Annotated in this window: 8 protein-coding genes; 3 read left to right on the top strand and 5 right to left on the bottom strand. The window is 57.3% G+C overall.

The annotated features are described in order from the left end of the window. Positions 1–481: 481 nt before the first annotated feature. Positions 482–1,738, bottom strand: a complete 1,257-nt coding sequence (locus VAE55_RS17110) for a hypothetical protein (protein WP_322816931.1) — start codon at positions 1,736–1,738, stop codon at positions 482–484. 205 nt (positions 1,739–1,943) lie between these two features. On the opposite strand from VAE55_RS17110, the gene VAE55_RS17105 reads away from it, so the two are divergent. From VAE55_RS17105 to pepF, 3 genes are all read left to right on the top strand, one after another. After that, positions 1,944–3,548: an amidohydrolase gene (locus tag VAE55_RS17105; protein ID WP_322816930.1), complete on the top strand. Its 1,605-nt coding sequence runs from the start codon at positions 1,944–1,946 to the stop codon at positions 3,546–3,548. Between the two features lie 16 nt (positions 3,549–3,564). Next, a complete protein-coding gene (locus tag VAE55_RS17100) occupies positions 3,565–4,770 on the top strand; it encodes an MFS transporter (RefSeq protein WP_322816929.1) in 1,206 nt (401 codons plus the stop codon). Positions 4,771–5,445: 675 nt separating this feature from the next. Further along, on the top strand, positions 5,446–7,254 hold the full coding sequence (pepF, locus tag VAE55_RS17095; RefSeq protein ID WP_322816928.1) for an oligoendopeptidase F: 1,809 nt from the start codon (positions 5,446–5,448) through the stop codon (positions 7,252–7,254). A gap of 170 nt (positions 7,255–7,424) precedes the next feature. Here pepF and hemF read toward each other — a convergent pair whose 3' ends face one another. The 4 genes from hemF to hemB all read right to left on the bottom strand — a co-directional run bounded on the left by hemF (position 7,425) and on the right by hemB (position 11,965). After that, complete coding sequence (gene hemF, locus VAE55_RS17090) at positions 7,425–8,333, bottom strand: oxygen-dependent coproporphyrinogen oxidase (protein WP_322816927.1); 909 nt, start codon at positions 8,331–8,333, stop codon at positions 7,425–7,427. 11 nt (positions 8,334–8,344) lie between these two features. Beyond that, the gene (gene hemL, locus VAE55_RS17085; protein ID WP_322816926.1) at positions 8,345–9,676 is read right to left on the bottom strand and encodes a glutamate-1-semialdehyde 2,1-aminomutase; all 1,332 of its coding nucleotides are present in this window, start codon (positions 9,674–9,676) and stop codon (positions 8,345–8,347) included. Continuing rightward, positions 9,676–10,743: a uroporphyrinogen decarboxylase gene (gene hemE / locus VAE55_RS17080; RefSeq protein ID WP_322816925.1), complete on the bottom strand. Its 1,068-nt coding sequence runs from the start codon at positions 10,741–10,743 to the stop codon at positions 9,676–9,678. Before hemE ends, hemL begins: the two co-directional genes overlap by 1 nt. 163 nt (positions 10,744–10,906) lie before the next feature. After that, positions 10,907–11,965, bottom strand: a complete 1,059-nt coding sequence (gene hemB / locus VAE55_RS17075; RefSeq protein WP_322816924.1) for a porphobilinogen synthase — start codon at positions 11,963–11,965, stop codon at positions 10,907–10,909. Between the last annotated feature and the right edge of the window lies 1 nt (position 11,966).

Genomic DNA, 11,966 nt, shown 5'->3' with positions numbered 1-11,966 from the left:
GGCAGGCGTGATCCCCCGTCCCCAGTGGGGGCAACAGCGGAAACGCCATTCTCCATCGCTACAATCAGGCCACCGCCAGCATGAAGTTTCGATCTTGAGCGATGACTTCTCTTAAACCGGATTTGACCTGATACCACGTAACATGAGGGAGAATGTACGGCATCGCATAGCAAGAGTGGGGACGGGAGCAGCGAGCACAAGTGGCCAACAAGCCAGCGCTTCCCATTGAGCAAGAGGTCACAACGAGGCTGATACGGAAGCACATAGCTTGCGTACTCCACACTTCGTGACATGTGCATCACGGAGCACGGAAACCAGCCCTAGCTCGATATGTGACTGAACTGTGGATGCATAACAGCACTTCTTTCTTCCTTGCCGGCAGGCTGATATGCTTCCTCACGTATGCATGTTTGTCCTGTTCTACAGCAAGGCATCGTAATGGCCCAGCTTAATGAGATACGTTCCAGGTCTTGTTGGCAAGCTATCGCTCTTTAGACTGACGCACTGCGCGCATAAGCAGCGACAGCAAGACCAGTATTCCCAGCACTCCATATTCAAGAATCGGTATGCGCAGAATATCAGGTAAGCGATGCCACTCACGACGTACACCGTAATAGGTCAAGGCGGTTGTTGCATACGCCGCACCGATTGTCCACCGCGCTCGTTGCGAGAGTCCCAGACCGTGCATCTGATTAATGACGAACATCGCGAGCAGGCTGAAGGTAAACATTGCACCCAACCCGCTCCGCTTGTAGAGAGTCGAAACAACTGCATGTGGCAGCACCATCAACTCCAGTACCAGTGTCCAGCGCGGGTCGCGATGCGCTTTTGTGTAGATCAGTGCCGATTGCACAAAGAGCAGGAGGGTGTGAAAGAGACCGGTATAATGCAGCGGCTTGGGATCGATTGGATGATACCAGAAATTGTACGTCGATGCCCACGAGAAGATATAACCGTGAAAGCGTCGGGCGAAGCGGACTAACTCAGGTGGTGGCAAGACCCGCCGACTGCCGAAGAAAAGACCACGCCGGGGTGCCTCAAGCGCCAGCGTCAACATCAAGATGAACGCAACGGAGCCAAGTGCGCTCCCTTCAGGCACATCACGCGCCAATCCGTCGTAGGTGTATCGGGATTGGAGATAGTGCAGGGCCACGCCACCAGCATTAACGGCCAGCGCAATCCAGTTGAGCCGCTTCAGAGCAGTGGTGTAAGGCAACCGCTGGTGTTGAGCAGCGTAGATACACCCCCAGATCGCGAACTGATGCAGCAGATACCCGCTCCAGGCCAGCCAGCGCTGTGCCGGATGGGGAGTAGCTGAAATCCAGCGGTAATCACCGTGTTTACCGCTATATTCGATATAGCGTTCAGGCTCGCGTCCAACCAGTGCAGAGAGGCCAACCGTACCGGCACACACTGCCGCTGCCGGCCAGAGCAGATCGTGGGCATTCAGCGCAGGTGTATCAACCACTGCCGCTTCAGACACCCAATCCACGTAGCGCCGCAGCACCCAACTGGCCAGCGCTGCGCCGGCTGCGGCTACCAGACCACTCGCGAGCACCCGCCATGGATGCCGACGCGGTTCAGCCGCTAATCCCGCACACACAGCACCTGCTGTACTGACCAGCAGGAGTCCTGTGCCAGGACGTTGACCGCGCATTACATCAAGCCAGTACATCACCGCCATCGGGTTGAAGAGCGCTGCTCCTGCCAGAGCATAATTCGTGCGCGGATTGGTCACCGCTGGCCTCCTCTCAAGGCACGAGCTGTTAACAGTATGTGCAAAATGATGACATATCATACCACAGTTACAGTGTGCAAATAAGGTTGAATGTTTAGAAGTTAAGAATCTTTTAGACTGTGTAAATATTTGACTACTCAGATTTGACAGAACAGGGAGAGATGCGTAGGATACAACGCAACACCCTCAGCGCAGGAGGATCGCAATGAAGACCATTATGATCTACAATGGCCCCATTTACACTCTCGATCCAAAGCAACCGTTAGTAAGGGCACTGGCCATTCGCGGCGAGCGTATTATCGCCGTGGGTAACGAAGGTCCGGTACGTGCGGCAGCCGGTAGCCAGGCCGAGTTGATAGATCTGCAAGGGAGAGCGGTTGTTCCAGGGCTAACCGACGCTCACGTACACATTGTGCTCCACGGACTGGCCCGTCAACAGGTGCGCTTGACCGGATGTGCCGATTATGCAGCCGCCCTTGATCACATTGCAACTGCTGCGCAGCGCCTTCCTGCTGGAGCCTGGTTGCGCGGGAACGGATGGGATCACACGCTGTGGGGAGGACACTGGCCAACACGTACCGATCTCGACCGGGTCTGCCCGGATCGCCCGGCGATGCTCTCGCGGAAAGACGGCCATTCGCTCTGGGTGAACAGTCGGGCACTGGAACTGGCCGGCATCACGGCGGCAACCCCCGATCCGGCCGGTGGTCAGATTCAACGCGATGATCAGGGAGAGCCGACCGGTATTTTGCTCGAGACTGCTATGGAGCTGGTACGGGCAGTGGTACCGTCACCCACACGGGCCGAACGTATTGCCGCGTTACGGCTGGCGATAGATGAAGCACTCAGCTACGGTTTAACCGCTCTCCATGTGCCACCGGCCACCAACCCGACGGATGGCCCCGACACCCTGATTGATCTGCAGACCCTTTACCATACCGGCGATTTGACCATCAGAGTTCTGGCCCATCTCGCCGGCGCACATCTCGATCACGCCATTGCCCTTGGCTTGCGCAGTGGTCTAGGTGATGACTGGCTACGGATCGGCGGCCTGAAGCTCTTCGCTGATGGATCGCTCGGTTCTGAAAGTGCGCACATGCTGCTGCCGTATGAAGGACGAGATCATACCGGCATCGCCGTCATCTCTCCCGTCGAGATGCAAGAGATTGTCACGCGGGCCAACGCTCATGGGATCAGCGTTGTCGTGCATGCAATTGGTGACGCCGCGAATCGGAGTGTGCTCGATGCGATTGCCGCTGCTCGGGCTACGGCTGCACCTCTAACCCTACCCAACCGGATCGAGCATTGCCAGATTCTCGATCCCCACGATATTCCACGCTTCGCCGAGCTGAATGTTATCGCTTCGATGCAACCCATTCACTGTACTGCTGATATGGTGATGGCCGAGCGGTTGTGGGGAAAACGTTGCGTAACCAGCTATGCCTGGCGCAGCCTGCGCACTGCCGGGGCAACACTGGCGTTTGGCTCAGATGCACCGGTCGAGACAATGGATCCGTGGGCCGGCATTCATGCCGCTGTAACCCGCCAAACGACCGATGGCACGCCGGATGGAGGGTGGTATCCTGAACAACAATTAACCCTGACGGAAGCGTTAGAGGCATACTGTATTGGCCCGACAATTGCCGGCGCCGATGCCGAACGAAGGGGCCGGCTCATCCCCGGCAGGTTTGCCGATCTGGCGGTGCTCAATAGCGATCCCTTTCAGGTACCAGCAACCTACCTTCATACACTGCACGCCGAACTAACGATGGTTGGGGGCAAGATCGTTTTTAATCGCACATCTCGTTGAGAAAGGGATTGCCATCATGCTGCGTAATCGCGTCTTCACAGCCGTTGTCGGTGGTCATTTTATGGTCGATCTGCTGAACAGCCTGGGAGCAGTTCTGCTGGCAGTACTGGCGGTACCGCTCGGTTTGAGCAATCAGCAGATTGGCTTAGCGCTGACGATCTACACGCTCCTTGGGGCGCTATCGCAACCACTCTTTGGCTGGATCGCCGACCGACTACCCGGACGCACCCTTCAACTCGCAGCAATTGGCGTGATCTGGATGGCAATCTGCTACACAGGCGTTGCCCTTGCCCCTAACTGGACTATCCTGCTGCCGTGTTTTCTCCTGGCCGCGCTCGGCAGTGGTCTCTTTCACCCGATTGGCACCGCCAGCGCCGCGGCTGCCGTGCCCGACAAACCGGCCAGTGCAACGTCGATCTTCTTCTTCGGTGGGCAGATCGGTCTGGCCACCGGCCCAATCCTGGCCGGTATTGTGTTGACCATGGCCGGCACACCCGGCATCGTGCCCATTGCGCTCGCAGCCGCCATACCGGCAGGCGTACTACTCCTGGCGCAGCAAACCGCTCGCAGTCGCCGTCTGAACCGCGCTGCTCCTACAGCCAACATCCACCCCTGGACAAAGCTGGCTGTCGTGCTGTTGATTGCCTTTATTGTGCTGGTAGTTGTGCGATCATCGATCCAAACCGTCTATCAATCATTCCTGCCCAAACTATTCAGTGATCGAGGGTGGGAACCAGCGATCTATGGCGCTCTGGCCGGCACCTTCATGGCGAGTGGCGCAATTGGCAATGTGATTAACGGTTGGATGGCCGACCGCTTCAGCATGCGGGCAGCGACCGTCTGGCCGCTCATCCTCAGCGTCCCTGCCGGTCTGGCCTGCTTCATGGCTACCCCCTTGTGGGCAATCTTTATCGGATGCGGTCTGGCAGGTATGCTCGTCGGCGGCCAGCACAGCATCCTGGTCTTACATGCCCAACGCATTTTACCGGTACGGCAGGGATTGGCATCAGGACTCATCCTCGGCTTCACTTTTGCCAGCGGTGCCATCGGCACCTGGCTTAGCGGCATCATTGCCGATGTGATTGGGCTTGAAACCGTGATGATCGGCGTTACCCTGCTCGGCTTACCGGCAGCCGCTCTGGCGCTCACCCTGCCGGGCCGCCCTAAAGCGACCGTCACCCGCGATATACCCGCAGGGATGCAAGCGGAAGTGCGGGGGTAGAATTCCAATCCATTCCCCTGCTGAATCACTTCTCGCCTGGCCCGGCAAATTGAGAAGCTGCGAGTTGGCGCGGAGCAGTGAATTCATACATCGGCGGATGTACCGATCAGTAAGTTAAAACCCTGCATCAATTCGTGGAATCCCCTGCGAAGCAGGGGTTCCAGGCGCACTGATGCACTGCTCCTCCTGCCCAGTAGTTTGAAGCCCGGCCCGGAGACGTGGCAGCCCTATAAGCGCTTGTGTGCTGTCATGCCATCTTTGACTCTCCTGCGCAAAGCCTGTTCACTCACGAAGACACAAAGACGCTAAGATACAACATAAAGGAAGACTTCGCAGTTCTGCGGCTTCGAGCCTTTATGAGCATAAACCCTTTTTGCATTGCTCGACAATGAGCATCGTTCAGGTGACACCCCTGTGCTGAAAGATGATTGCAGGTAATGAGTTACTAGTTTTGACATAGCTGCAAGGCATTGCCTTCGCCTATTCGGCTGGGAAGATTTTTCGGATAGTCTCTAAAAGGCCACACGGAATTGCACCTCGCTATCACTGTCCAGAGCCACATAACGATGAGTCGTGTTGCTTGTATCACCTGACAATCGCCGTTATTCCTTCCCACACCAAATATTGCTCAATCAGCTTATAATGAATAGATGAAGGAGAAGAAAGGAAGGTATTATGACCACAACTACCAGCAAAGTTCCAACCCGTGCCGAGGTACCGGAAGAGTACACCTGGGATTTGAGCCAGATCTTTCCCGGTGTAACGGCCTGGGAGCAAGAATTGAGTGCCGTTGAGGCGCGAGCGCAGGAGCTGGCCGCCCTGCAAGGCACCCTGGCTCAAGGCCCGGCTCAATTGCTGAACGTGCTGACGCTGCGCGACGAGGTTGGTCGTCGCTTATACGCGCTCTATGTGTATGCCACACATTTGAAGGATAGCGATAGCACAAACCCGGTTGGTCAGGGATTAGCTGAACGTGCCAGTAGTTTTGCTGCCCGGATACAGGCTGCGCTGGCCTTTATCGAGCCTGAACTGTTGACGATTCCAGCGGAGACTATTGAGGCGTGGGTAGATGCCACTCCCGATTTGCACGTCTACCGCTATGAGTTAGAGAAGTTGAACCGGCAACGCGCCCATATACGCTCGGCTGAGGTTGAGCAGGTGATGGCCGAGTTCAGCGATCTGGCCCGTACACCATACCGGACGTTCTCGATGTTGACCGACTCAGACCTGCAATTTCCGACGATTGAGGATGAGAATGGTCAACCGGTGCAGTTGTCGCATGCCCGCTATGGCCGGTTGCTCGAAAGCCAGGACCGGCGGGTACGTTGTGATGCGTTCAAAGGATACTACAGCGCATTCCTGCCGTTTCGTAATACGATTGCAACAACGCTGGGTGCTGCGATCCGTTCGCATGTGATTGAAGCCCGTTTACGTAATTACTCCTCTGCGCTGGAGGCAGCGCTGGCACCGAATGAGATTCCGGTCGAGGTGTACCACAACCTGATTGCGACTGTAGAGGCCAATTTACCGCGCTTCCATCGCTATCTGTCGGTACGGCGTCGCTTGCTGGGCCTGGACGAGCTGCATTTCTACGATTTGTATGTCCAACCCGTGCCCGATGTCGAGTTGACGATCCCGTACCACGAGGCATGCGATTTGATGCGGTCTGCCTTCCGGCCTCTCGGCGAAGAGTACAGCGCTGCGCTTGAGCAGATGTTCAGTCGCCGCTGGATCGATGTCTACGAAAATGTTGGCAAGCGCAGCGGTGCTTACAGCGGCGGTTCGTATGGTACACCACCCTACATTTTGCTGAACTACCAGGATCGGCTGCGCGATGTCTTTACGCTGGCACACGAGTTGGGCCATTCGCTCCACTCCTACTTCACCCGCACCCATCAGCCGTTTGTCTACGGGAATTACACGATTTTCGTCGCCGAAGTGGCTTCAACCCTCAATGAGGCACTGTTGACTCACTACATGCTCACCAATGGTGCAGATGAAGCACTGCGCCGACGCCTGCTGGCGCAGCAGATTGAGGAGATTCGGGGCACCATCTTCCGCCAGACCATGTTTGCCGCCTTCGAGTTGTGGATGCACGAACGGGCCGAACGCGGTCAGCCGCTCACTGCTGATGCCCTGAGCCAGTATTACCGTGATCTGGTCATTCGCTACCATGGCCCTGAGCTGCAGGTCGATGATGAGCTGGCGTATGAGTGGATGCGCATCCCTCATTTCTATTACAACTTTTACGTCTACCAATACGCCACCGGCATCTCGGCAGCGCTGGCATTGAGTCGCCAGATTATCAATGAGGGTCAGCCAGCCATCGAACGCTACCTGCGCTTCCTGCGGAGTGGCTCATCACGCTCGTCGATTGATTTGCTGCGTGACGCCGGTGTTGACATGACGTCACCGGAGCCGATTCAGGCGGCGATGGATACGTTTGCCGGGTTGGTTGATCAGCTTGAGCAGTTGGCTGGTTGAGGGTGAGCACGGATTGCCAGCTTCGTGATCTTTAGAAGTCTATGCAAGGGCGACCGGTTGGTCGCCCTTGCGTGTAGGTAACAAGTATGGATTGTGGGCCGACGAATTGGGAGCGGTCTGGGCAATCTACCAGTATGCTGTCAGATATGCAGTGTGGTATAAACACACAGCTACTCCTCCGCCCAGTCACGTGGCTTGAGAAATTCGGCCATCGCTGCTTCCGGTGAACCGGGTTCGGGCTGGTATTTGAATTGCCAGCGCGCCAGCGGTGGTAATGACATTAAAATCGCCTCGATGTTGCCCCCGGTTTGCAGCCCAAAGAGAGTGCCACGGTCGTAAATCAGGTTGAATTCGACATAGCGCCCACGACGGTAAAGTTGCCACATGCGTTCGCGTTCACCGTATGGAGTGTTCATACGACGACGAACGATTGGCAGGTAGGCGTCGAGGATGGTGTTAATACCATCACTCACGAAAGCGAAGGCGCGCTCGAAGCCATCGTCGCCGGCAGGATGCAGATCGTCGAAGAAGATACCACCAATCCCTCGCATTTCGTTGCGATGTTTGAGGAAGAAGTAGTTATCGCAGGTCGCCTTCATTTCGCGATAGTCGGCAATCGGATGGCGGTCACAGTAGTCGCGTAACGTTACGTGAAAATGGCGGGCATCTTCAGCGAAGCCATAGCTAGGGGTGAGATCCATCCCCCCGCCAAACCACCAGTCATCGCCGGCTTCAAAGTAGCGAAAATTGGCGTGAAACGCCGGTACGTAGGGGTTGCGCGGGTGAAGCACCATCGAGATGCCGGTTGCAAAATAGGGCTGACCACGAGTTGAGGGGCGGTGTTGCCAGATGCTGGGTGGCACTTCGGCACCATAGACCGCCGAGATATTGACACCGGCCCGCTCAAAGACAGCCCCTTCAGTCATCACCCGTGCGGTGCCGCCACCACCACCCGGCCGCTCCCAACTCTCGGCGACAAACTGAGCACGCTGATCGATCTCTGCAAAGGCGGCGCATAACCGCTGCTGACCACTCCGCATCAGATCGTGTACAATGGTACGGGTATCAGTGATTGTCATATGTAATCTCCTCATTCCGCCGACGATACCAGTCCAGCAAACGCCACTTCTGCCGCCGCCAGGGTTTCATCGATGTCTGCATCGGTGTGCGCAGTGCTGAGGAAACCGGCCTCAAACTGTGACGGGGCCAGATAGATGCCCTGATCAGCCATCGCCCAGAAGAAACGGGCGTAGCGCTGGGGATCGGCGTAGGCTTTTGCTTCGGCATAGCTGGTGATCTGGCTCCCCTCTTGACGCAAAAAGTAGCAGCCGAACATAGTGCCGACATGGCCAACCTGCACCGGAATGTGATAGCGTTCGCCGAGCATGCGCAGGCCATCGGCAAGCCGGGTAGTGCGGGTGACTGCCTGCTGGAAGGCACGGGCATCCCCGCCAAAAGCGGTACGGAGGGTCGTCAGACCGGCGGTCATCGCCAGAGGATTGCCACTTAGGGTACCGGCCTGATACATCGGCCCGGCAGGCGCAACCAGTTGCATAAACTGCCGTTTGCCGGCATAGGCACCTACCGGTAAACCGCCGCCGATGACCTTCCCTAGGCAGGTCAGATCGGGATCAAGGCCCCACAGCGCCTGCGCACCACCCGCCGCCACCCGGAAACCGGTCATCACTTCGTCGAGAATGAAGATCGCGCCGTGGATCTGGGTCAGTTCACGCAACCCACTCAGGAAGCCAGGTTTAGGCAGCACAAAACCCATATTGGCGGCAATAGGTTCAACAATCACTGCTGCAATCTCGGCACCACGGTTGGCAAACAACGCCGCCGCCGCATCGAGGTCGTTGTACTCGATGGTGATGGTCTCGGCAGCCACCGATGGCGGAACACCGGGACTATCAGGCAGGCCAAGGGTCGCCACCCCACTTCCCGCCTGCACCAGCAGCATATCGGCATGGCCGTGGTAGCAACCGTTGAACTTGACAATCAGGCGGCGACCGGTGGCAGCACGAGCCAGACGCAGTGCGCTCATCGTTGCCTCGGTGCCGCTGTTGACAAAGCGAATCTGTTCAATCGAAGGCACCAGTTCGATCACCAGCCGGGCAAGTTCGGTCTCCAGCTCGGTTGGTGCGCCGAAGCTGGTACCCCGTTGCACCTGAAGGGTAATTTCCTCGACCACCGCAGGATGGGCGTGACCGAGCAGGAGCGGCCCCCACGAGAGCACGTAGTCGATGTAGCGGTTGCCATCGACATCCCACACATAGGCGCCCTGTCCGCGCTCAAAGAAGATAGGTGTTCCACCAACCCCTCGAAAAGCCCGCACCGGCGAATTTACACCACCAGGAATCACTTCTCGGGCAGCAGCATAATCGGCCTGCGAACGGCTGTAGCGTTCGGTTACAACACTCATTACACAACCTCCTGAAGGACGGGAGCAGTAGCTGGGAGCGGATACGATTGGACAAACTCGACCAGATAGCGCACGTGATCAACCGGTGTTTCGGTGAGAATGCCGTGACCGAGATTAAAGATATGTCCCGGACGTCCGCCGGCCCGTTCCAGAATATCACGGGCACGAGCGGCAATGACCGACGGCGGTGCAAAGAGGGTCATCGGATCGAGATTGCCCTGAACCGCATGATTGAATCCGTACTGCGCCCAGGCCACATCAAGATCAATCCGCCAATCAACACCGAGTACATCGGCTCCAATCTGGCGCACTTCACCGGCCAGGCCGGCCATATCGGTACCAAAGTAGATAATTGGTGGTGTTGCGTCGCCGAAACGGGCGCGGATTGTTTGCACGAGCGCCTGGGTATGGCGGAGCACATACGCCCGGTAGTCGGCAGGCGCGAGAGCACCGGCCCAGCTATCAAAAATCTGGACCGCGTCGGCGCCGGCTTCGATCTGAGCAATAAGATAGTCGGCAACTAACCGGCTGAGACGTTCCATCAGATCGTGCCACGCTACCGGTTGCTCGTACATAAAGCGCTTGGTAAGCCGATATTCGCGCGATCCACCACCTTCAATAGCGTAGCTGGCGAGTGTGAATGGCGCACCGCTGAACCCGATGAGCGGTAAACCGTTCAGCTCCCGCTTGACAAGTTGCAGAGCAGCCAGGGTATAGGCAACCGTCTCGCGCGGATCGCACGAGCGTAATACACTGACATCACGCGGGCTGCGGATCGGGTTGTGGATGACCGGTCCTTCCCCTTTTTCATACGTGAGCTGTAAACCTAACCCCTCGAGTGGGGGCAAAATATCGGCAAAGATAATTGCCGCATCAACTCCAAATGCCTGCACAGGCTGAAGGGTCACTTCGGCGGCAACTTCTGGGGTTTTAACCATCTGCAAAAAGCCATAGCGCTCGCGGATGGCCCGGTATTCCGGCATGTAACGTCCAGCCTGGCGCATTAACCAGATCGGTGTACGATCAACCGGCTGACGACGACAGGCGCGCAGAAAACGATCTCGCATTGCACTCCTCTCAATCTTTACAATGGCGGGTTGGGTCACCACAGAGACACGGGGGGCACAGAGGTTTTTTAGTTATCTCTGTGTCTGCTGTGCCTCGGTGGTGCAATCCCGTCCCCCGCGTTGACGCTGCTGGGCGCGGATTGAAGACCTCGCTCAGCACCAGTCATCCAAGCCATTCGGCGGCTTCTCTGGCCCAATAGGTAATAATCATGTCAGCGCCGGCGCGTCGAATGGCGGTCAGCATCTCCAAAGCAATCCGCTGTTCGTCGAGCCAGCCCTGTAATGCTGCGGCCTTCACCATACTGTACTCGCCGCTCACCTGATACGCTGCCAGCGGCAATGTATGGCGGTCGCGCACTTGCCGGATAATGTCGAGATAGGCGAGTGCCGGTTTAACCATCAGGATATCTGCCCCCTCCGCCACATCGAGATCGACTTCACGCAGTGCTTCACGGGCATTGGCCGGATCCATCTGGTACTGGCTACGATCACCGAACTGAGGAGGACTTTCGGCAGCATCGCGGAAGGGGCCATAAAAACCGCTGGCATACTTTGCGGCATAGCTCATGATCGCGGTATGGCTCAGTCCCGCAGCGTCCAGCGCCGAGCGAATCGCCGCCACCATGCCATCGATCATGCCAGAAGGGGCAATAATATCAGCCCCGGCACGGGCATGCACTACCGATGCTTCGGCCAACAGCGCCAGTGTTGGATCGTTTAGCAGGTACCCTTCCCCCAACTGCGGTTGAAAATCTTCGCGGGTCGGTGTATTGAGCACACCGCAGTGACCGTGATCGGTGTACTCACAGAAGCACATATCGCTGATAACCATCATTCCGGGCACTTCGGCTTTGATGGCCTGGATCGCCTGGGGCACAATCCCCGCCGGGTCGGCATTCTCACTACCACACGGATCCTTGTGGGCCGGAATCCCAAACAGGAGCACGGCCCGAATCCCGAGCGCCGCCAGCTCGCGTACTTCACGAGCAGCCTGGTCGGGTGACATCTGGTACTGACCGGGCATCGAGGCAATCGGATTGCGCAGGTTATGACCGTGACGGACAAAGATCGGGGCAATCAACTGGGCCGGTGTCAGGCGAGTTTCGCGCACCAGATCGCGCATGGCCGGACTGATCCGCAACCGACGCGGACGGTGAACCGGCGTTGGTACCTGTGTCGTTGTACCATTCGTAGCCGGTGTATGACGAGAGAGCACATCCACA

This window comes from Chloroflexus sp., assembly GCF_034432675.1.
Taxonomy (GTDB): Bacteria; Chloroflexota; Chloroflexia; order Chloroflexales; family Chloroflexaceae; genus Chloroflexus.
This window is presented reverse-complemented; position numbering and strand designations above follow the sequence as displayed.

Excerpts from the sequence above, each read along its gene's own strand:
- VAE55_RS17105 (WP_322816930.1), top strand. The coding sequence starts at position 1,944 with ATGAAGACCATTATGATCTACAATGGCCCCATTTACACTCTCGATCCA.
- VAE55_RS17100 (WP_322816929.1), top strand. The coding sequence starts at position 3,565 with ATGCTGCGTAATCGCGTCTTCACAGCCGTTGTCGGTGGTCATTTTATG.
- pepF (WP_322816928.1), top strand. The coding sequence starts at position 5,446 with ATGACCACAACTACCAGCAAAGTTCCAACCCGTGCCGAGGTACCGGAA.
- hemF (WP_322816927.1), bottom strand. The coding sequence starts at position 8,333 with ATGACAATCACTGATACCCGTACCATTGTACACGATCTGATGCGGAGT.
- hemL (WP_322816926.1), bottom strand. The coding sequence starts at position 9,676 with ATGAGTGTTGTAACCGAACGCTACAGCCGTTCGCAGGCCGATTATGCT.
- hemE (WP_322816925.1), bottom strand. The coding sequence starts at position 10,743 with ATGCGAGATCGTTTTCTGCGCGCCTGTCGTCGTCAGCCGGTTGATCGT.